Genomic DNA, 21,977 nt, shown 5'->3' with positions numbered 1-21,977 from the left:
CGAAAACCGTCGCAGAAGGGAAGCACAAGTCGGCCAATGCTAGCGCAATTTACCCCTTCTGCGCTCGCCGACTTGGCAAACTGCGTGCTAAGAATTCCCCTGGCCCTTCAGCAGCCCTCGTCGGTGGCAATGACTCTACCTTCCCTGACATCGTTCATGCCTCATTTCGGCGCACCGGCGCTGCTCCTGCTGCAGTTGCTCGCGGCCCTGCCAGCGACGGCCGCGGAGACCGACGCGACGCCATTGCGCTTCTCGGTGATGGAAAGCTGGAGCATGCCGTTGGTCCGCCTGCAACGGGGCCAGCCGATCGACGGCATCGTCTACGACATCACCCGCTCCCTTGCCCGGCAGGTCGGCCGCAAGGCGCTCTACCACCCCTACCCGCGCGGGCGCATCGAGCAGGCGATGAACGCTGGCGAAATCGATGTCCGCTGCTACATCAGCCCCGCCTGGCTCAGCCACGACTTCCCCGGCTATCGCTGGAGCGTCGCGCTGCTGGTGCAACGCGACATCCTGGTCGCCCGCGAAGGCTTCGCGCCGATTCCCGAGGCGCTGCCGGCCCAGCGTATCGGTACCGTCCTTGGCTACAGCTATCCCCGCTTGCAAGCGCTGTTCGACATCGGCCGACTGCGCCGCGACGATGCGCGCACCCAGGATCTGGTGCTGGAAAAGCTGCGCGCCGGCCGCTACCGCTACGCGGTCAGCCATCAACTGTCGCTGCACTGGAGCAACCGCCAGGCGCCGGGGCAGCCGCCACTCCAGGAAGCCGCGCAGCTCGAGGAAACGGCGGTGAGCTGCCTGGTGCGGGATTCCGCGGAGGTTCCGGTGGAAGCGATACTAAAGACGTTCGAGGAAATGAAGCGCAGCGGAGAGATCGAGGAGATACTGCAGCGCTACCGATAAGAGCGTCGACGGCCTGCGAAAAATGGCGGGCCTGAAATGGAGGCGGCCCCGCCAGCATTCGGCAAGGTATTTCCCGTTGTTTTGGCTGACTATTTCCGAAGTCTTCCGATCGGTAAATGCATCGCTGAAAGCCCTGTGGGGCGTGGTCCTCAGGGAATTCCAACCCGAAATCTTCATAAAGAATCGGTCCTGAAATCCTGGGTGTGGCTGCACTGTCACACTTTGCTGTACCACTTAGGTGTCATACCCATGGCCTTCATCATTAGTGACAATGTTGAAGGCGGCACCGTTACTCAAGTGCTGGAAGAAGCCCTCTGCAGTCAGAATGACAATGTAATCATCTGCACACATACAGCATTACTGCTGATCTGACCTGCTCCCCGATTTCAGTACCACGCCGAACTTAGTAGAGTCCGTTTTCCGAGCAGGAGACGGCAGTGAAAAAGCGTTTTACTGAAGAACAGATTCTAGACTTTCTGAAGCAGGCAGAGGCCGGTGTGCCGGTGAAGGAGCTGTGCCGGCGGCATGGCTTTAGTGATGCCTCGTTCTATACTTGGCGCGCCAAGTTCAGTGGCATGACCGTGCCGGATGCCAAGCGGCTCAAGGATCTCGAACTGGAGAACAGCCGGCTGAAAAAGCTGCTGGCCGAAGCCCATCTGGATATCGAGGCACTGAAGGTGGATGCTCGGGGAAAAGGGTAAGCCCGACAGCTCGACGGGAAGCAGTGCAGGAGATGCGGGCTCAAACCGGCATCTCCCAGCGCCGTGCCTGTCAGCTGATCGGGCTATCTCGCTCGGTGCTGCACTATCAACCCCGCGCCAGCGAGCAAAACACCAGGCTGCAAACCCAACTCGTGGAACTGGCACAGGAGCGCCGGCGTTTCGGCTATCGGCGCCTGCATATCCTGCTGCGGCGCGCTGGCGTGCAGGTCAACCACAAGCGGATCTATCGCCTGTACCGGTCTGCCGGTTTGATGGTGAAACGGCGGAGGCGCCGTCACGGTGTCGCCATAGAGCGCGAACGCCTAAGCCTACCGATCGCGCCGAATCAGGTGTGGTCGATGGACTTCGTCTTCGATGCGCTCAGTACGGGGCGGAGGATTAAATGCCTGACGGTGGTCGATGACTTTACCAAGGAGGCGGTGGGTATCCTTGTGGATCACGGCATCAGCGGCTTTCGCGTTACTCGCGCACTGGATGAAATGGCTCGGTTCCGCGGTTACCCGACAGCAATCCGCACCGACCAAGGCCCGAATTCACTGGCAAGGCACTCGATCAATGGGCCGGCCTATCAGCGCGATATCAAGCTGAAGCTGACTCAGCCTGGCAAACCCACACAGAATGCGTTCATCGAGTCCTTCAACGGCAAGTTTCGAGACGAATGCCTGAATGAGCACTGGTTCTGCTCACTGGCCGAGGCCAGAATTCGCATCGCAGCCTGGCGGAGGGATTACAACGAGCACCGACCGCATAGCGCTATCGGCAATCTCACCCCAGCAAAGTTTGCTGCGAAATGGCGGGCGAGTCAGCAGCAACCACGACATGAAAAATTGATATCAACCCCAGGACGTACTAACTAGGAAGAGGTACTAAGACTGGGGGCAGGTCAACGTCACCGTAGACCACCTGGCGAGGGGATTAAGCACTGCCCCAGCCATGGGCGGATATCTCATAGCCAGAAGTTATTCGGCCTTGCTTTTTTTGACGGTGTAGAGTTTAGATTTTTTAACTTCACCTTTGAACTTAAGTACTTTCTTAAGGTAATACTCCATTGCATTGCAGAGTTCATCCGGGGCGCGGGGATCGAATACAATCTGCTGGATCAGTTCGTGACCATTAACACTGACCTTAACCGGGCTAATCCTTGGGTTTTCGATCCGCTCTGCGTTTCCATTGTAGAGAATTGCTCTTACTTCATTCTCGTGCTTGAATGCGCTTCGCTTCAGGCAAAGTATATCCGCTGCTAAACTTGGCTCGCTAGCAATTAACTGCATGATGCCATCAATCCCGTCCACTCTATCCCGATATTTTACTGGCGAAAGATATTCGACATCTGCAACGCGACACTTAAATCCAGGATTAGCTTTTGCATACCCTCGCAATGCTACTAACAAAGTCTCTCTTCTCGTTCTCAGCCGGACCCCCAGCATATTTGGCGAGTAGATACGCCACATAGCGTCCGATACGCTTGACTTGGTCCAGCATTGGCCAAAGACTGCATGGTCGTACTCATGTTTGACATGCGTTTCGTATGGATCATCCCATGACGACGGATGCGAAAAGTGAAGGTCTCCTTTTAGAATTTCCACCGCACGATCAAACCTGACGATTCGGTACAGATATCCTAGATTATTTTTCGTCAATGGCCACCTCAGCAACAAAAGCTTGTCAAATTACTTTTTATCTGTAATCGAGTTGAGCGGGCGAATTTGAAACTTCCTCGAATACAATGGAGAAGTAAAATATCGGCCATCCTTAACAGCACTAGATATTAGTCTATCCATTGCTGCCTCTAACCCCTGATCAGCATAAGCGATAGACTCTTCATTGGCAGAGTAAGGAAGGTCTGGATTTGATGTGATACATGGTATTGAAGGATGCCCTATCTCTTCCAAATAATTATAAAAAGCATCCTTTGCTACAGCTAGTCCATATTGACGCCATGCATATTTCCTCCCCCAGTAATAGTCACCTCCACCTTCATGCCTTACTCGTTGGTCATTTTTTGCTACATTTTCATCTCTCTTATCCAAAGAAATTTTCTTTGCTACCTGATAGCTCAAATTTTTATCGACACCATCCGAGCGCCCCAAAGCAGTCACTTCAACAACATTCCTGCCATTAGGCGTCACATAAAAACCTATGTTGTACCTATCACCCTCGGTCAACACTGGCGAGCTATTAGCTACAAACTCATATACTGTATCAGTAGTAGCAGGAGTAAACTGATGGAGATATTTCCCATCAGGAAGCGCAGAAATTCTATAATTACTCACAATGAGATCATGAATTGTGCGCAAATCTCTAGACCTCATTCCAGCCCCCTAATTATTCAAAGACGCCTTTTCAGCATTCTTTTCTCAATATTGCTCAGACCATCCATAGCCCCAGCCCCCCTTATCCTTCTTCGAATCTCTTCTATATCTTTGACCCCAGACAGCCTATCCGAAAGCACTGATATTATTGACCGTGGAAGCCCTGCATCTGCCAGTAAAATATCTTGAGGCTCCGTACTTCCATATTGAAGCCTTGTAATAAAAAGAGAGAAGCTAACCTTCTCATGATACACGAAATTATATATATTCTCTAAAGACTTTATATACTTAGGCAAAGCATATTCAAAATACGTATAAACCAAGTCAAGGACATTCCTTATCCTCGTATCCTCCTTAGCCGCAGAGTGCTCTTTAATCATCTGCTTAATAGACGGATTATGGTAAATATGAAATTTAACAAATCGAGAAATATTCCCTGTAGACCAAGCCCTTCTTTTGTCAGAGTCAGCAAATAATATTTCGTGGACCAACTCAATAATCAGATCAACCTGTCGCTTATTCGGGGGATTGAGAGCCCCCTTCAGCTCTAAACGTATATCAGGGTTCGACCTGAGATATTCAATTAACCTAAGCTGATTATCAAATGGCACATATTTATTCTGCCTGAGGATTTCAATCGGGACATTTTTAGAGCCTACAATACTATTTATTTCCTCCCTCTGCTCCCTAGCCTTAGCACTTAAATCACCATAAGAAATCTGAATATTATCCTCGGGCAACAAACTGTCATAATCGAATATCGGGAAAAATATCTCCCCCATATCTCTCTGCTCCTCATGACTCTCGAGGAAAATTGCGCGCCCTATAAAGTGTTGTCCAAAGCGCCCAGACCGGCCAACAACGTTCTTCACCTCGAATCCGGTTAAAGCTATATCAGCTTTCGTAGTATCGTAGAATATTACATTTTTTGCGCTAGTATTAACACCTTCCGTCAAAGTCGGCGTACACACAATTACATCCAGCACCCCCGCATTAAACAAATCAACTATCTCAGACTGAATATACTTAGGGACTCCTGCATGATGAAAAGCAACACCCACCTTCAGAAAATCTATCAAGTGCCATTCAGAGGAAATATTTTTCTTAATATACTCTATTAACTCAAAAAGTCCGTCATCCTTCTTTTCGAGCTTTCTAGACTTAGCGATAAACTTCGCTCTAGTTTCGGCAGAGTCCTTCCTGCCAACATAGACAATCGATTGGCCATCGATCTTCGAAAGTACCTGGGTCAATCTAGCATCTTTACTTTCTCGAGCAGGGAGCGTCCTACCATCGTAAATGGCGACCCCATCATAGTAATTAACAGTCTCTTTTTGGACTATATCTGTCTCAAACTTAACGAAGTGACCATCGGTGCGCTCGAGATATTCTTTACTAAACCCTTTAAAATATGGGCCAATTAAATAATAGTCACACTTCTTCAAGTAGGCCTTATACAGACAGTTTGAGAAAACCGACGATCTTCTATCCTCAGCGTCCACCTTATAAACCTCATCAAACACAAAGAAGTCATAAGATATTTTGTGCTCATCTGTATAGACATCAAATTTCTCAGGCGTAAATATATAAATCACCTTACCTTCAGGCGGCTCTATATGGGTGGAGAAAATGAGTCCATACTCAGAGAGGCGCACATCCTCCCTAAAGGCCTGATAAGTCTCGCTAAGCAGCGCATTAGTTGGAACAACAACCGCAATGGAGTTGTAGGAACAGTGCGTAATTATCTCTCTAACAATTCTCGACTTCCCAAATGACGTCGGAGCACTTACCACCAAGCGCCGCTTTCGCATGAATAGGTCAAATAGGTCTTTCTGTTCTTTTGTCAGCAAAATCTCGCCATCAATAGAATAGAAAGCATTTTGAGCCAAGTCCAAGAGACCGTTCTCTTCAGATATATCAACCCCTCGCTTTCTCAGCATCTCTTCATATAAAAATATACGTGACGCCTTAATACACTGCTGAAGAATACTCTTCGCGAGCGAATCACTATCGTCGGCAACCTCACAAGCGAAGCACAGCTCACGCACAGCAACCGAGTAATAGCTTTCAGATTGAAGGAGCTTATAAATATCCTCAAGGTATTTAATATAGTCAAAGGCTTCAGAATTCCGCATAGCAAGAGCATCCGTTCCCACTAACCGGCTATATGCCCTATCCGCCAAAACCTGATATATACTCATGCAAATACGGCCTCCATTGCCTCAAGCTTTTCCTTAATACTTCCTACATCTGCCAATGGCAGGAGAATGAAAAATACTTCAATATTAACATTCTGTTTGATCTCTCTCTTATCAATCAGATCAAATTTCCCTTCTATTTGCTTCGCCATCTTCGCCTTAAAGGCGTCATCCAACTTACTAAACCCATTAAACATAGCAGTCTCGTAAGTTATCAATGCCGGAATCACAATGCGGACGTCATCTAAAGAGATTGTCCCATCAAGCATCTCGATTATTTTTTCTGAGACTGGAACCTCATGATTTACTTCGACATTGGGACAAAGGATAGAAAACTCATCTTTCAAATATTGCCCCTGAGTATGTCGTTCAATCTCCCCAACGACATCATCAAGAGCTTTTGAAAAATCTTTATAGAATTTTACTTCTCCAAGCCAAAGCTTGACCTCTTCGTTCTCATCCACAGTAAAGTGAGCACAATCAAATCCTTTAATTTGATCCTTGACCGAGCTTCGTAACTTCACCTTTGTAACTAGGCGATCAGCATCATAAAAAGTCTTTAAAATGAGAAACAGCAGAAGTTCGCCATAGTCACCTTTCTTATCTTTCTTAGCTTTAGAGATTCTAGAGAATGCAAGTCTATACATCTCATCGACATCATCGTCATCCTTGAGCCTCTGATACTCTTCAGAAGTCAAAGCAAAATGAGGAAGCGCGCCACGAATGACTTTCACAAGCTCGTCTTGACGATAAGCCCCATTCTCATACGTCAAATGATAAGGGTCTTTCTGCAGACCGCTACATAGAACGTCAGACTCAAACTTGATCGCCAACTTAGAAAAACGCTTGTATAACTTCTTCATGCCTCACCACTAAATTTCCTAGATCGGTAAAGGAAACAGCGAGAGGTATCAGTAAGCTAGAGACCCAGAAGATGATCGCCAACACCATGCGTGTTGAAGGAGGAGCAGATAATCCCTTTCACGTTCTGACTGAGTCACGAACCCACGAACCAAGCCATCCTTTTGCCATCACCAACATAATCGTTAGGCCGTACGAAGGCAATGGACTTTGCTTGGTTGTAGTCAAAAATCTTCCCACGCTCAAGCCGGGGCGAGCAGCGCAAGGATAGGAACGAAAAGGTGGAATGCATGACGTGCACCCCTTGGGTGTACCAAGAAGCTGTCACACTCAGAGATTTTCAGCAGAGAAAGCCCTTTATAATTAAGGACTTAGGAAATGGAGGCGGCCCCGCCAGCCACACCCCGGCACACAATGTTCCCGCTGTGGCTGCTTCCTTCCGGACCTGACCAGGTTGACGGGTAATCGTTGCGGGGGGACCGACAGGGCCACCATTGCAGCCTACCCTCGGGTAGGCCGCGCCATTCTACCGGCTTGCGCGTAAGTTACAACCACTTCAAGCACTTACGTTTGCAATCCATTTCGCGAAAGCGGTTCATTGCTGCTGGATCAGCCCCTCCGGCGGCGGCTGGGTCGATACGCTCAGCTCGGTATCGACATACAGGTCCAGGGTGCCCCAGCCCGGCTTGGTGCTGAACGACGCATACTTCTCCTCACCGCGATGGAAGGAGAAGGCGATCCGGTAATCGCTGCCGCCGAACAGCTTCACCGGAAACTCGCGGACCTGGCCGGGCCGGATCTCCCCGGAGAAGGTTTCCACGCCCTGCTCCTTGTAGCTGTAGGCGATCGGCGCCGAAGCCTGGCCACTGTAATGCAGCAGGATGCGCGGCCGCTCGCTCCAACCCACGTAGGCGCCGAACAGCACCACCAATGCGAGCACGCCCAGCAACCGCTGCTTTCTTGCCTTGTCCATCGTTAACTCCAGTCTTCGGAAATCTTTCGCAGCAGCGCCGCCGCTTCAGCGGGCGACGCCGTGCTCGTCGAACAGTTTCAGCAGGCCGTCTTCGTCGAGCACCTTCACGCCCAGCTCGTTGGCCTTGGCCAGCTTCGAGCCGGCGCCGGGCCCGGCGACCACGCAGTGGGTCTTGGCCGACACCGAGCCGGCCACCTTGGCGCCGAGCCCTTCCAGCTTGTCCTTGGCCACGTCCCGGCTCATCGCCTCCAGGGTGCCGGTCAGCACCCAGGTCTGCCCGGCCAGAGGCAGGCCTTCGACCGCCTTGCGCTCGCTCTGCCAATGCATGCCGAACTCACGCAACTGCGCCTCGATGGCCAGGGCACGCTGCACGTTGGCCGGCTCGTCGAAGAAATCGCGCAGGCTTTTCGCCGCGCGCTCGGGCAGACGCTCCACCTGGCGTAGATCGAGCCAGTCGGCGCGGATGATGCCGTCGAGCGAACCGAAGCGGCTGGCCAGCTTTTCCGCGCCGGTGGCGGCGATGAAGGGAATGTTCAGCTTGTCGATGAAACCGGCCAGCGAGGCACAAGCGGCGAACTCCGCGGCAACCTCGCCCTCTTCCTGCAACTGCACGCCATGTTCGGCATCGCGCAACTGGGCGATCACCTGGCGGTTGTGCTCGTCGGCGAAGAAGTTGTGGATCTCGTAGGCTACCTCGGCGCCGACGTCCGGCAGGTAGGTCAACACTTCCGGGAGTGCCTTGCCGATCCGCTCGAGCGAACCCAGCGAACGCGCCAGCAGCTTGGCGGTTTCCTCGCCGACGTCGGGAATCCCCAGAGCGAAGATGAAGCGCGCCAGCGAAGGCTTGCGGCTATCGGCGATGGCCGCCAGCAGGTTGTTGGTGGACAGCTCGGCGAACCCTTCCAGCTCGAACACCTGTTCATAGGTCAGGGTATAGAGATCCGCCGGCGAGGCGACCAGCCCGCGATCCACCAGTTGCTCGACGATCTTGTCGCCAAGACCGTCGATATCCATTGCCCGGCGCGATACGAAATGGATGATCGCCTGCTTCAACTGCGCCTGACAGGAGAGGCGGCCGACGCAGCGATAGATGGCGCCCTCGCTGATCGACTCCTTGCCCTTGCTGCGCTTGACCAACTGGGTCGGCTCCACGGCCGAGCCGCAGACCGGGCAATGCTCGGGCACCTCGATAGCCTGCGCATCCGCCGGGCGGCGCTCGAGCACCACCTGCATGACCTGCGGAATCACATCGCCAGCACGGCGGATCACCACCGTATCGCCGATGCGCAGGCCCAGGCGGGCGACTTCATCCATGTTGTGCAGGGTCGCATTGGACACCGTGACGCCGGCCACCTGCACCGGCTTGAGGCGTGCCACCGGGGTCACGGCGCCGGTGCGGCCGACCTGGAACTCGACACCCAGCAGCTCGGTCAACTCCTCGCGCGCGGGGAACTTGTGGGCGATCGCCCAACGCGGCTCGCGCGCGCGGAAGCCCAGTTCGCGCTGGAAGGCGATGCGGTTGACCTTGAACACCACGCCGTCGATCTCGTAGGCCAGCGCATCGCGTCGGCGACCGATGTCGTCGTAGTAGTCGCGGCAGGCCTGGGCGCCCTTGACCAGGCGCAGCTCGCGACTGATGGGGATACCCCAGCCGCGGAACGCCTCGAGGATGCCCACCTGGGTGTCCGGCAGCGTCCCGCTGACCTGGCCGAAGCCGTAGGCACAGAATTCCAGCGGGCGACTGGCGGTGATCTTCGAATCCAGCTGGCGCAGGCTGCCGGCCGCCGCGTTGCGCGGGTTGGCGAAGGTCTTGCCGCCGGTTTCCACGGCCTTGGCGTTGAGCGCCTCGAAACCGGCCTTGGACATGAACACCTCGCCGCGCACTTCGAGGATCTCCGGCCAGCCTTCGCCGTGCAGCTTCAGCGGTACGTTGCGAATGGTGCGTACGTTGCTGGTGATGTCCTCGCCGGTGCTGCCATCACCGCGGGTGGCGCCGCGCACCAGTTGGCCGCGTTCGTAGAGCAGGCTGACGGCCAGGCCGTCCAGCTTCGGCTCGCAACTGTACTCGACCTCCGCGCCACCGCCGAGCAGGTCGCCGCCAGGCAACAGGTCGGCCAGTCCTTCGCGTACGCGGCGGTCGAAGTCCAGCAGGTCCTGCTCCTCGAAGGCGTTGCCGAGGCTGAGCATGGGGATCTCATGGCGCACTTCGCCGAACGCCGAGGCCGGCGTGCCGCTGACCCGCTGGGTCGGCGAGTCGGGCGTCAGCAGTTGCGGGTACTCGGCCTCCAGCGCCTGCAACTCGCGGAACAGGCGATCGTATTCGGCGTCGGGAATGCTCGGTTCGTCGAGCACGTAGTAACGGTAATTGTGGGTGTCCAGTTCGGTTCGCAGTTGCGCGATGCGTTCGGCGGCAGCCTGGGTGTCGGTCATGGTGGGAGTCCGTGAAACGAAAAGAGCAGCCTCGGCTGCTCTATAGAGTAGTTCGCCCCCTCCCGTACGAAGAAAGGGGCTGTGGCCGGATCAGCGCTTCTGCATCAGGCTGCGACGCTCATGGTCGATGATGCGCTGGCGGTAGTGCTCGATGGTCTGGGCGGTCAACACGCTGCGCTGCTCGTCCTTCAGCTCGCCGTTCAGCTCGTGGGCCAGCTTGCGCGCGGCGGCAACCATCACGTCGAAGGCCTGCTTCGGATGGCGCGGCCCCGGCAGGCCGAGGAAGAAGCTCACGGCGCGGGTGCTGAAGTTGTCGATGTCGTCCAGGTCGAAAGTGCCCGGTTTCACCGCATTGGCCATGGAGAACAGGATCTCGCCATTGCCGGCCATGCTTTCGTGGCGATGGAAGATGTCCATGTCGCCGAAGCGCAGGCCGCTCTCGAGGATGTTCTGCAACAATGCCGGCCCCTTGAAGCCGCTCTCGTCGCGGGCGATGACGTTGATGATCAGCACCTCGTCGACCGGGGCAGGTTCGGCAGCAACCGCAGGGGCTTTCTCCCGCTCTTTCTCCTTGCGGCCCTTCGACTTGCCCTTGCGCGGCTCCACCGTCTCGGCGGCATCGCTCGGGTCCGCCTCCAGGGCCAGCCCCTCGTCGAGGTCCAGATCGCCCTGGCGCGGCTCTTCCTGGCGCTTGCCGCCCTTGCGTTCCTTGGCTTCGCGGGCGCTGACGCTGGGCAGGTCCTGTTCGTCGAAGGATGGCTCGCGATGCTCGACCACGCGCGCCGGCCCCAGCAGTTCAGCCGAGTCGCCGTCGTCGTCCGGCAGATTGGCGAAACTGCGGTCGAGCTTGAACTTCAACTTGCCCTTGCCGCCCCGCATCCGCCGCCAACCGTCGAAGAGAATGCCGGCGATCACGATAAGCCCGATAACGATAAGCCATTCGCGCAGACCGATATCCATGTAATTCCGTAGCCCCTAGTGAAAGTGGTGAATAAAAAATGAAAAAAGGACGTCCTGTCCCTTGAAACGTGGAGCCAACCTTGTTCTGACAGAACTTTCCCACGCGATACAAAAAGTGGCCATTAAACTAACATGCCCATGCACAAGTTTACACTGCCTGACACTCAGGCTTCAGCCAATGCGACCGCCTCTTCCACGTCAACTGCAACAAGCCGTGAACAGCCCGGCTCATGCATGGTCACGCCCATCAACTGATCGGCCATTTCCATGGCGATCTTGTTGTGGGTGATATAGATGAACTGCACCTTTTCCGACATCTCCTTCACCAATCGCGCATAACGTCCGACGTTGGCATCGTCCAATGGCGCATCGACTTCGTCGAGCATGCAGAACGGCGCCGGGTTCAACTGGAAGATGGCGAATACCAGCGCCAGCGCGGTCAACGCCTTTTCCCCGCCGGACAACAAGTGGATGGTGCTGTTCTTCTTGCCGGGCGGGCGCGCCATGATCGCCACACCGGTATCGAGTAGATCTTCGCCGGTAAGTTCCAGATATGCCGTACCGCCGCCGAATACCTTCGGGAACAATGCCTGAAGGCCAGCATTGATCTGGTCGAAGGTTTCCTTGAAGCGATTGCGGGTCTCCCGGTCGATCTTGCGGATGACGTTTTCCAGCGTCTCCAGCGCTTCGGCCAGGTCGTCGTTCTGCGAGTCCAGGTAGCGCTTGCGCTCGGACTGCTGCTGGTACTCCTCGATCGCCGCCAGGTTGATCGGCCCCAGACGCTGGATGCGCGCCGCGAGACTCTCGAGGCGCTCCTCCCATTCGCGCTCGCTGGCATCCAGGGGCAGGTTGGCCAGCACCGTGTGCAAGTCGTAGCCGTCTTCGGCGAGCTGCTCCTGCAAGGCTTTGCGCCGCACCACCAGCCCCTGCCACTCCAGGCGCTGCTGCTCCAGCTGGCCACGCAGCAGTTGCGATTGCTGCTCGGCCTGGCCGCGGCGCTTCTCCACCTCGCGCAGTTCGCGATCGGCGTCTTCCAGGGCCAGCCGCGCCTGCTTGAGTTCGTCCTCGACGGCCATCCGTCGCTCCAGCAACTCCTCGAGCTTCATGCGCAGCTCTTCCAGCGGCGCCGCACCCTCCTCCAGATTGAGGTTGAGCTGTTCGCAACGCTCGTTGAGGCGCGCCGACTGCTGGTCGAGGCGCTCCAGAGCCTGCTGGGTGGAATTGTGCTGCGCCCTCAGCGAGCCGACCCGCACCGCCAGTTGGTGCGCATGGTCCTTGTGGGTACGGGCATCCTGGCGAATCCGGTCGAGCCGTTCGCGCAGGGCGTCACGCTCCGCCAGCAGGGTTTCCCGGCGCTCGGTGTCCAGCGCCATGCTATCCAGCGCTTCCTGCAGGGTCAGGCGCGCCTCGCTCAGTTGCTCCTGTTCCAGCGCGCGCTGCTCGGCCAGTTCCGCCACTTCTTCGTCGAGACGGCGGCGACGCAGCACCAGTTGCTCGACCTTGGCCTGCTGCGCGGACAACTGCGCCTTCAGCTCGCCGTGCCGGCGCCCCTCCTCCTGGACCTGGCGCCGCACCTGCTCGCGCGCGCCTTCCAGCTCGCGCTGCTCGTCGCGGGCCGCAGCCAGACGCTCCTCGCCCTCGGCGACGCGGGTTTCCAGGACCTCGCGCCGTTCCTGCAACGCCTCCAGTTCCTGGGCGCGGGCGAGCATGCCGCCTTGGGCCTCGTCGCTGCGCCGGACCCGCAGGAAGTGCCGGCCGACCCAGTAGCCATCGCGACTGATCAGGCTCTCGCCGTCGTCCAGGGCGCCGCGCTGGGCGAGCGCCTGTTCCAGGGTCTCCACCGGTTTCACCCGGGCCAACCAGGGACTCAGGTCGGCGTCGGCGCGGACCTTGTCCAGCAGCGAACCGGCCGCCGTCGCGGCTCCGCGAGCGGGGCTGAGCAGGCGCAGCTCGCCCTTGCCGAAGCCGGCCAGGGCGAGCCCGTCGAAGCCGTCCAGCAAGACCGCCTGCAGATCCGCGCCGAGCACGGTCTCCACCGCCAGCTCCCAACCCGGCTCGACACGCAAGCCTTCGGCGAGGCGCGGACGTTGTTCCAGGCCCTGCTCGCGCAACCACTCCAAGGCGCCCTGTCCGGGGTCGAGAGCGGCCTGCTGCAGGGCCTCCAGCGAAGCGATGCGCCCGTTCAGGCGCTGCAACTCGCCCTGCGCCTGGTGCTGTTCGGCGGCCAGCTGCTGCAATTCCTGGCGCAATTGTTCGAGTCGCTCGGCTTGGCCCTGCTCCTGCAATTGCAGTTCTTCCAGGGCCAGTTCGGCGATCGCCACCTGTTCGTTGAGTTCGAGGATCGCCGCGTCCTCGGGGTCGGCCGCCAACTGGCCACGCTCCTCCTGCAGGCGCCGCTCGCGATCCTGCAGGCGCTCCAGGCTCTGCTCCAGGTGCTGGATGCGCGACTGCTGCACCTCGGCCTGGCGGCGGGGTTCGGCGCTCTGCTGGTTGAAGGCATCCCACTGCTGCTGCCAGGCCTGCATGCCCTGCTCGGCCTGTTCCAGGGCGATGCCCGCTTCTTCCGCGGCGGCCGCGCTGAGTTCCTGTTCCGGTGCGAGCATGGCCATTTCCTCGGCCAGGGTCGCGAGCAAGGTACGGTCGTGCCCGAGGTGCGATTCGGTTTCCTGGCGGGTCCGTTCGGCTTCGCGCAAGTCGTCCTGCAACTGGCGCTGGCGCTGCTGGCCATGCTGGATGCTCTGCTCGACCCGGGCGATGTCGCCGCCGACCGAATAGAAGCGCGCCTGCACCTGGTTGAAGCGTTCGGACAACTCGTGATGGCCGTCGCGCAGCCGTTCGATGCCGGCATCGGCACCACGCTGCTCGGCCACCAGGGCCTCGAAGGCGATCTCCTGGTCGCCGATGACCCGCTCGCGCTGACCGACCTGCTCGTTCAGGTCGCGCCAGCGCACGGCACCCAGCTGGGCCTTGAGCTGGCGCTCCTCGGCCTTGTGTTCCTGGTATTTTTCCGCCGACTGGGCCTGCCGGTGCAGGCGTTCCAGTTGCCGCCCCAGCTCTTCGCGCAGGTCGGTGAGGCGTGCCAGGTTTTCCTGGGTCCGACGGATGCGGCTTTCGGTTTCGCGGCGGCGCTCCTTGTACTTGGAAATGCCCGCGGCTTCCTCGATGAAGTTGCGCAGGTCTTCCGGACGCGCCTCGATCAGCTTGGAGATCATGCCCTGTTCGATGATCGAGTAGCTACGCGGCCCCAGGCCGGTGCCGAGGAAGATGTCGGTGATGTCGCGCCGCCGGCACTTGGTGCCGTTGAGGAAATAGGTGTTCTGCCCGTCCCGCGAGACCCGCCGGCGAATGGATATCTCGGCGTACTGGGCGTATTCGCCCACCAGGGTGGTCTCGGCGTTGTCGAAGATCAGCTCGATGCTCGCCTGGCTCACCGGCTTGCGGGTATTCGAGCCGTTGAAGATGACGTCGGTCATCGACTCGCCGCGCAGGTTCTTCGCCGAGCTTTCGCCCATCACCCAGCGCACCGCGTCGATGATGTTCGACTTGCCGCAGCCGTTCGGCCCTACCACTGCCGCCATGTTGCTGGGGAAGTTCACCGTGGTCGGATCGACGAAGGACTTGAACCCCGCCAGCTTGATGCTCTTCAGGCGCATGCGTGCGCTCCCGCCAGGGTCGCCATCAGCGTTCGGCGAGCGCGGCCAGCACCAGCTGGCAGTTGTGGCGGCCGTATTCCAGCAGGACCTCGCGGATCCTCGCCTCGTCACGGGCGATCACCGCTTGCAGGAGCTGAGCAAAACTGCCGAGGAACTGGTTCATTTCCGCCTTGCGCCGCTCCAGCGCCAGGTGGTAGGCGCGACTCACCGCCGGCAGCAGGTTTTCGACGGTTTCCTGCAGGTAGGGATTGTTCGCGAAAGGAAAGGCCGCGCGCATGATGTCGAAGCTGGCCTCGACGAAGCCGTCGATATCGCTTTGCGCCAGGTTATTCAGCAGGCGCTGCTGGATGGCCAGGAACGGTGCCAGCTCGGCCTCGCTGCGCCAGCGCCGGGCGACGCTTTCCGCCAGCAGGATGTAGAGCTGCACGATCAGCGCGTAGAGGCTTTCCACATGTTGCGGGGACAGTTCGGACACCTGGGCGCCGCGGCGCGGCAGGATGTTCACCAGGTGGCGGCGTTCGAGAATCAGCAGCGCCTCGCGGACCGAGCCGCGACTGACGTTGAGGGTCTGGGTGACCTTCTGCTCCTGGATACGTTCCCGTTCCTTGAGTTCTCCCCGGATGATGCGTTCCGCGAGGTGGTGGGCGATCTGCTCTGCCAGGCTGTCCGGGGCCTTGAACGTCATGGTGATCCTTTTATCCAGGGGCGCGTTTTCCGGGGGTATATGGATAGGAAGTGTAACACAGGGCGTTACCCCGCCGGCTTCCCGGCGAAGCGGCGGACAGAACGAAGGTTGGGATGGGGCAGGCCGGCCAAGGGAGGACAATTGTCAGACAATCTAACAAGATAAATACGAGGACTTCCCATGTTTGCCTCGCTTTCCTCTGCCTGGATGCTGCGTCTGAAAAAGTACGGCTACTGGATCTGGCTGATCGCGGTGCTCGGCATTCCGCTCAGCTACTGGTGGTCGCTCGGTAGTGACTATCCCAACGCCTGGCCCTGGCTGGTGATCAGCGTGGTGTTCGGGCTGATCCCGATCCTCGATGCCATCGTCGGCCGCGATCCGGCCAATCCCGAGGAAGCCAGCGAAGTGCCGGAGATGGAAGCACAGGGCTACTACCGCGTACTGTCCCTGGCCACCGTCCCGCTGTTGCTGGGCATGCTCGTCTGGTCCGGCTGGATCCTCGCCCACGAGACCCGCTGGGACTGGGTCGGCCAACTGGGCTGGATCCTGTCGGTGGGCACCGTGATGGGCGCCATCGGCATCACCGTCTCCCACGAACTGATCCACAAGGACCCGCAACTGGAACAGAACGCCGGCGGCCTGCTGCTGGCAGCGGTGTGCTATGCCGGCTTCAAGGTCGAACACGTGCGCGGCCACCATGTACACGTCTCGACCCCGGAAGATGCCTCGTCCTCGCGCTACGGCCAGAGCCTCTACTCGTTCCTCCCGCACGCCTACAAGCACAACTTCCTCAACGCCTGGCGCCTGGAGGCCGAGCGCCTGAAGCGCAAGGGCCTGCCGGCCCTGCACTGGCGCAACGAGCTGATCTGGTGGTACGCCATCAGCGCCCTCTTCCTGCTCGGCTTCAGCCTGGCCTTCGGCTGGCTGGGAGCGATCTTCTTCCTCGGCCAGTCGGTGATGGCCTTCACCCTGCTGGAGATCGTCAACTACGTCGAGCACTACGGCCTGCATCGGCGGCGTCTGGACAACGGCCGCTACGAACGCACCACGCCGGAACACTCGTGGAACAGCAATTTCCTCCTGACCAACCTGTTCCTTTTCCACCTGCAGCGCCATTCCGACCACCATGCCTACGCCAAGCGCCGCTACCAGGTGCTGCGCCACTACGACAGCAGCCCGCAACTACCCAACGGCTACGCCGGGATGATCGTCCTCGCCCTGTTCCCGCCGCTCTGGCGCGCGGTGATGGACCCGAAGGTGCGCGCCTACTATGCCGGCGAGGAATACCAGCTTACCGACACCCAGCGCATCTGAGCGTCCCGCCCCTGGGAAACGGCACCTTCGGGTGCCGTTTTCGTTTATGGGGAAACTGACTGACCTACAGGTCAAAAAATTATTTGACTCAAAAGTCAGTTTTTTCTAGATTCGCCTCCATAGCTCCTACCGTGGAGCCCTGTGCGGAAACCGCCCCACTCCGGCCGGTTCTCCTGCAAGGCCTAGAATTCAATAACAAGAACCCGCCTGGAGGCACGCCTTGATCAGGTTCCTGCTCAACCGGGAGATCCGCGTCGAAGAACGCCTGGACCCCAACCTCACCGTCCTCGACTACCTGCGCCGGCACCTCGGCAAGACCGGCACCAAGGAAGGCTGCGCCTCCGGCGATTGCGGCGCCTGCACCGTGGTGGTCGGCGAACTGGTCACCGGCGAGGATGGTGCCGAACGCATCCGCTATCGCAGCCTGAACTCCTGCCTGACCTTCGTTTCCGCCCTTCACGGCAAGCAATTGATCACCGTCGAGGACCTCAAGCACCGGGACCGCCTGCACGACGTGCAGCAGGCGATAGTCGACTGCCATGGCTCGCAGTGCGGGTTCTGCACGCCGGGCTTCGTCATGTCGCTGTTCGCCCTGCAGAAGAACAGCGCCGGCGCCGATCCGGCCAAGGCCCACGAGGCGCTCGCCGGCAACCTCTGCCGCTGCACCGGCTACCGGCCGATCCTCGACGCCGCCGAGCAGGCCTGCTGCCACAAGCGCGCAGACCAGTTCGACGCCCGGGAAGCCGCCACCATCGAGCAATTGCGCGCCATCGCTCCGCGCGAAACCGCCGAGCTGAACAGCGGTGACCGGCGCTGCCTGCTGCCGCTCACCGTCGCCGACCTGGCCGACCTCTACGGCGCCAATCCGCAGGCACGCCTGCTGGCCGGCGGCACCGACCTGGCGCTGGAGGTCACCCAGTTCCATCGCGAACTGCCGGTGATGATCTATGTCGGCCACATCCGCGAAATGAAACGCATCGAAGTGGGCGCCAACTGCCTGGAAATCGGCGCCGCCACCCCGCTGACCGACTGCTACCAGGCGCTGGCCGCGGACTACCCGGACTTCGGCGAGTTGCTGCAGCGTTTCGCGTCCCTGCAGATCCGCAACCAGGGCACTCTCGGCGGCAATATCGGCAACGCCTCGCCGATCGGCGACGCCCCGCCGCTGCTGATCGCCCTCGGCGCGAAGATCGTCCTGCGCCGCGGCGAACGGCGCCGCGAGCTGCCGCTGGAGGAGTACTTCCTCGACTACAAGGTCACCGCCCGCGAAGAAGGCGAGTTCATCGAGAAGATCCTGGTCCCGCGTGCCCGGCCCAGCCAGGCGTTCAAGGCCTACAAGGTCTCCAAGCGCATCGACGACGATATTTCCGCGGTCTGCGCCGCCATCAGCCTCGACCTGGAAGATGGCCGGATCGTCCGCGCCAGGGTCGCCTTCGGCGGCATGGCGGCGATTCCCAAGCGCGCCGCCGCCTGCGAAGCGGCGCTGCAAGGCGCGCGCCTGGAAGCCGCCAGCTTCGAACGCGCCGCCGCCGCCCTGGCGAACGACTTCACCCCGCTCAGCGACTTCCGCGCGAGCAAGGAATATCGCCTGCTGACCGCGCAGAACCTGCTGCGCAAATGCTTCCTGGAGCTGCACGCTCCCGCCGTCGAAACCCGGGTGACCGCCTATGTCTAACCATCGCAAGCCGCACAAGAGCCAGGAAGAGCTGGCCGACCTGTTCCGCGCCGAGCTGACCACCGGAGTCGGCCGCAGCGTCAAGCACGAAAGCGCCCCCAAGCACGTCAGCGGCGAGGCGATCTACATCGACGATCGCCTGGAGTTTCCCAACCAGTTGCACGTCTATGCGCGCCTGAGCGAGCGCGCCCACGCCCGCATCACCCGCCTCGACGTGACGCCCTGCTACCAGTTCCCCGGCGTCGCCATCGCCCTCACCGCCGCCGACGTTCCCGGCCAGCTCGACATCGGCCCGGTGGTGGCCGGCGACCCGCTGCTGGCCGATGGCAAGGTGGAGTATGTCGGACAGATGGTCCTGGCGGTCGCCGCCGACAGCCTGGAAACCGCGCGCAAGGCGGCCATGGCGGCGATCGTCGAGTACGAAGACCTGGAGCCGGTGCTCGACGTGGTCGAGGCCCTGCGCAAGCGCCATTTCGTCCTCGACAGCCACCAGCACCGCATCGGCGATTCCGCCGCCGCGCTGGCCGGCGCGCCGCATCGCCTGCAAGGCACGCTGCACATCGGCGGCCAGGAGCATTTCTACCTGGAGACGCAGATTTCCTCGGTAATGCCCAGCGAAGACGGCGGCATGATCGTCTATTGCTCGACGCAGAACCCCACCGAAGTGCAGAAGCTGGTGGCTGAGGTCCTCGGGGTTTCCTTCAACCGCATCGTCATCGACATGCGCCGCATGGGCGGCGGCTTCGGCGGCAAGGAAACCCAGGCCGCGGCGCCGGCCTGCCTGTGCGCGGTGGTCGCCTACCACACCGCGCGTCCGGCGAAGATGCGCCTACCGCGCATGGAGGACATGCAGATCACCGGCAAGCGTCACCCGTTCTACGTCGAATACGACGTCGGCTTCGACGACGATGGCCGCCTGCACGGCATCCAGATCGACCTGGCCGGCAACTGCGGCTATTCGCCGGACCTCTCCGGCTCGATCGTCGACCGCGCCATGTTCCACTCGGACAACGCCTACTTCCTCGGCAACGCCACCATCAACGGCCACCGTTGCAAGACCAACACCGCCTCGAACACCGCCTACCGCGGTTTCGGCGGGCCCCAGGGAATGGTCGCCATCGAGGAGATCATGGACGTCGTGGCCCGCAGCCTGGGCAAGGATCCGCTGGAGGTGCGCAAGCTCAACTACTACGGCAAGAACGAGCGCAACGTCACCCATTACCACCAGACCGTCGAGCACAACCTGTTGGCGGAGATGACCGCCGAGCTGGAAGCGAGCAGCGAGTACGCCCGCCGCCGCGAGGAAATCCGTGCCTTCAATGCCGCCAGCCCGGTCTTGAAGAAAGGCCTGGCGCTGACCCCGGTGAAGTTCGGCATTTCGTTCACCGCGACCTTCCTCAACCAGGCAGGTGCGCTGATCCACATCTATACCGACGGCAGCATCCACCTGAACCATGGCGGCACCGAGATGGGCCAGGGCCTCAATACCAAGGTCGCCCAGGTGGTCGCCGAGGTCTTCCAGGTCGACGTGGAGCGCATCCAGATCACCGCCACCAATACCGACAAGGTGCCCAATACCTCGCCCACCGCCGCCTCCTCGGGCACCGACCTGAACGGCAAGGCCGCGCAGAATGCCGCCGAAACCATCAAGCGGCGCCTGGTGGAGTTCGCCGCGCGGCACTGGAAGGTCAGCGAGGAAGACGTCGAGTTCCGCAACAACCAGGTGCGTATCCGCGAGCTGATCCTGCCGTTCGAGGAACTGATCCAGCAGGCCTACTTCGGCCAGGTCTCGTTGTCCAGCACCGGCTTCTACCGCACGCCGAAGATCTTCTACGACCGCGAGCAGGCCCGTGGCCGGCCCTTCTATTATTTCGCCTACGGCGCCGCCTGCTCGGAGGTGATAGTCGATACCCTCACCGGCGAATACCGCATGCTGCGCACCGACATCCTGCATGACGTCGGCGACTCGCTGAACCCGGCCATCGACATCGGCCAGGTCGAAGGCGGCTTCGTCCAGGGCATGGGCTGGCTGACCATGGAGGAACTGGTCTGGAACGCCAAGGGCAAGCTGATGACCAGCGGCCCGGCCAGCTACAAGATTCCCGCCGTCGCCGACATGCCGCTGGACCTGCGGGTGAAACTGCTGGAGAACCGCAAGAATCCGGAGCAGACCGTGTTCCATTCCAAGGCCGTGGGCGAGCCGCCGTTCATGCTCGGCATCTCGGTCTGGTGCGCGATCAAGGACGCCGTGGCCAGCCTCGCCGACTACCGCGCGCAACCCGCCATCGACGCGCCGGCGACGCCCGAGCGGGTGCTCTGGGGCGTGGAACAGATGCGCCGGCTGAAGGCCGCCCAGGCGCAAGCGGCGGACGCCGCGGTCGAACCGGCCTGAACCGCCGCGATCGGGAGGATGACGAGATGAACTGGATCAGCGCCCTGGCCGAGTTGCAGCGTAGCGGCGAACCTTGCGTCCTGGTGACCATCATCGAGGAACGCGGCTCGACCCCGCGCAACGCCGGCTCGAAGATGGTGGTCAGCGCCGAGCGGCTCTACGACACCATCGGCGGCGGCCACCTGGAATACAGGGCCCAGGCCATTGCCCGGGAAATGCTCGCCGCGCGGACCCAGGACACCCGCCTGGAGCGCTTCAGCCTGGGCGCCAGTCTCGGCCAGTGCTGCGGCGGCGCCACGGTGCTGCTGTTCGAGCCGATGGGCCAGCCGCAGGCACACATCGCCGTGTTCGGCGCGGGCCACGTCGGTCGCGCCCTGGTACCCTTGCTCGCCAGCCTGCCCTGCCGGGTGCGCTGGATCGATTCGCGGGAACACGAATTTCCCGCGCTCCTGCCCGACGGCGTGGAGAAAGTGGTGAACGACGAAGTGCTCGACGAGGTCGAGCGGATGCCGCCCGGCAGCCACTTCATCGTCATGACCCACAATCACCCGCTGGACCTGGAGCTCACCGCGGCGATCCTGGCGCGCAACGACTTCGCCTACTTCGGCCTGATCGGCTCGAAGACCAAGCGCGTCAAGTTCGAGCACCGCCTGCGCGAACGTGGCGTCGACGCCGAACGCCTGCAACGGATGCGCTGCCCGATGGGCCTGGAGCGGGTGAAAGGCAAGCTGCCGGCGGAGATCGCCATCTCCATCGCCGGCGAGGTGATCGCCACCTACAACGCCGCCTTCGGCCTGGAACGCAAGCAGGGGCCGTCGAGCGTCACCCGGCTGACCCCGGAGTCGCGCCGCGCCCACGAATCCTGAGCGGCCCCCCGCTCCCCCGCGTCCGCCGCCAGG

Annotated in this window: 16 protein-coding genes and 1 other RNA gene; 7 read left to right on the top strand and 10 right to left on the bottom strand. The window is 60.0% G+C overall.

Translation table 11 applies throughout. The annotated features are described in order from the left end of the window. Positions 1-36 precede the first annotated feature (36 nt). The 3 genes from FHW81_RS21800 to FHW81_RS21790 all read left to right on the top strand — a co-directional run bounded on the left by FHW81_RS21800 (position 37) and on the right by FHW81_RS21790 (position 2,482). Entirely contained in the window at positions 37-903 is an 867-nt protein-coding gene (locus FHW81_RS21800; RefSeq protein WP_023657576.1) for a substrate-binding periplasmic protein, read from the top strand. 249 nt (positions 904-1,152) lie between these two features. Then, complete coding sequence (locus tag FHW81_RS21795) at positions 1,153-1,275, top strand: hypothetical protein (RefSeq protein ID WP_023090669.1); 123 nt, start codon at positions 1,153-1,155, stop codon at positions 1,273-1,275. Between the two features lie 65 nt (positions 1,276-1,340). After that, a protein-coding gene (locus FHW81_RS21790) for an IS3 family transposase (protein ID WP_374956786.1) occupies positions 1,341-2,482 on the top strand; the annotation gives its coding sequence in 2 pieces (ribosomal slippage) (positions 1,341-1,583 and positions 1,586-2,482; 1,140 coding nt in all). A gap of 102 nt (positions 2,483-2,584) precedes the next feature. Here FHW81_RS21790 and FHW81_RS21785 read toward each other — a convergent pair. The 10 genes from FHW81_RS21785 to FHW81_RS21740 form a co-directional block, all read right to left on the bottom strand. Then, complete coding sequence (locus FHW81_RS21785; RefSeq protein WP_228383336.1) at positions 2,585-3,016, bottom strand: hypothetical protein; 432 nt, start codon at positions 3,014-3,016, stop codon at positions 2,585-2,587. Between the two features lie 279 nt (positions 3,017-3,295). Further along, positions 3,296-3,898 carry a hypothetical protein gene (locus tag FHW81_RS21780; RefSeq protein ID WP_196724431.1) on the bottom strand — a complete coding sequence of 201 codons (603 nt, stop codon included), beginning with the start codon at positions 3,896-3,898 and terminating at the stop codon, positions 3,296-3,298. 56 nt (positions 3,899-3,954) lie between these two features. Then, positions 3,955-6,138: a helicase-related protein gene (locus FHW81_RS21775; RefSeq protein WP_023090674.1), complete on the bottom strand. Its 2,184-nt coding sequence runs from the start codon at positions 6,136-6,138 to the stop codon at positions 3,955-3,957. Further along, the gene (locus tag FHW81_RS21770; protein ID WP_023090675.1) at positions 6,135-6,998 is read right to left on the bottom strand and encodes a HamA C-terminal domain-containing protein; all 864 of its coding nucleotides are present in this window, start codon (positions 6,996-6,998) and stop codon (positions 6,135-6,137) included. Before FHW81_RS21770 ends, FHW81_RS21775 begins: the two co-directional genes overlap by 4 nt. Before the next feature lie 386 nt (positions 6,999-7,384). Beyond that, positions 7,385-7,481, bottom strand: an RNA gene (gene ffs / locus FHW81_RS21765) — signal recognition particle sRNA small type. Positions 7,482-7,591: 110 nt separating this feature from the next. Then, positions 7,592-7,969, bottom strand: coding sequence for a hypothetical protein (locus FHW81_RS21760; protein ID WP_003083354.1), 378 nt, complete (start codon positions 7,967-7,969; stop codon positions 7,592-7,594). Between the two features lie 45 nt (positions 7,970-8,014). Next, positions 8,015-10,399, bottom strand: coding sequence for an NAD-dependent DNA ligase LigA (ligA, locus tag FHW81_RS21755; protein WP_106120586.1), 2,385 nt, complete (start codon positions 10,397-10,399; stop codon positions 8,015-8,017). 90 nt (positions 10,400-10,489) lie between these two features. Continuing rightward, complete coding sequence (zipA, locus tag FHW81_RS21750; RefSeq protein WP_003083352.1) at positions 10,490-11,359, bottom strand: cell division protein ZipA; 870 nt, start codon at positions 11,357-11,359, stop codon at positions 10,490-10,492. Between the two features lie 164 nt (positions 11,360-11,523). After that, positions 11,524-15,012 carry a chromosome segregation protein SMC gene (gene smc, locus FHW81_RS21745; RefSeq protein ID WP_003133020.1) on the bottom strand — a complete coding sequence of 1,163 codons (3,489 nt, stop codon included), beginning with the start codon at positions 15,010-15,012 and terminating at the stop codon, positions 11,524-11,526. A 25-nt stretch (positions 15,013-15,037) separates the two neighbouring features. Next, a complete protein-coding gene (locus FHW81_RS21740) occupies positions 15,038-15,697 on the bottom strand; it encodes a GntR family transcriptional regulator (RefSeq protein ID WP_003087224.1) in 660 nt (219 codons plus the stop codon). 180 nt (positions 15,698-15,877) lie between these two features. On the opposite strand from FHW81_RS21740, the gene alkB2 reads away from it, so the two are divergent. The 4 genes from alkB2 (at position 15,878) to xdhC (ending at position 21,944) form a co-directional block, all read left to right on the top strand. Further along, positions 15,878-17,011, top strand: coding sequence for an alkane 1-monooxygenase AlkB2 (alkB2, locus tag FHW81_RS21735; protein ID WP_003083349.1), 1,134 nt, complete (start codon positions 15,878-15,880; stop codon positions 17,009-17,011). Positions 17,012-17,231: 220 nt separating this feature from the next. Next, a complete protein-coding gene (gene xdhA / locus FHW81_RS21730; protein WP_023090676.1) occupies positions 17,232-18,686 on the top strand; it encodes a xanthine dehydrogenase small subunit in 1,455 nt (484 codons plus the stop codon). Then, positions 18,679-21,078 (top strand): xanthine dehydrogenase molybdopterin binding subunit, encoded by a 2,400-nt coding sequence (xdhB, locus tag FHW81_RS21725; protein WP_171893937.1) that lies wholly within the window; start codon positions 18,679-18,681, stop codon positions 21,076-21,078. Before xdhA ends, xdhB begins: the two co-directional genes overlap by 8 nt. A gap of 26 nt (positions 21,079-21,104) precedes the next feature. Then, positions 21,105-21,944, top strand: a complete 840-nt coding sequence (gene xdhC / locus FHW81_RS21720) for a xanthine dehydrogenase accessory protein XdhC (RefSeq protein WP_023089003.1) — start codon at positions 21,105-21,107, stop codon at positions 21,942-21,944. Positions 21,945-21,977 lie beyond the last annotated feature (33 nt).

Origin of the sequence: Pseudomonas sp. RC10-4-2, assembly GCF_050433085.1 — a bacterium.
GTDB classification, from domain to species: Bacteria; Pseudomonadota; Gammaproteobacteria; order Pseudomonadales; family Pseudomonadaceae; genus Pseudomonas; species Pseudomonas aeruginosa.
Note: the sequence above shows the minus strand (reverse complement) of the source record. Positions and strands in the feature narration are given on the sequence as shown.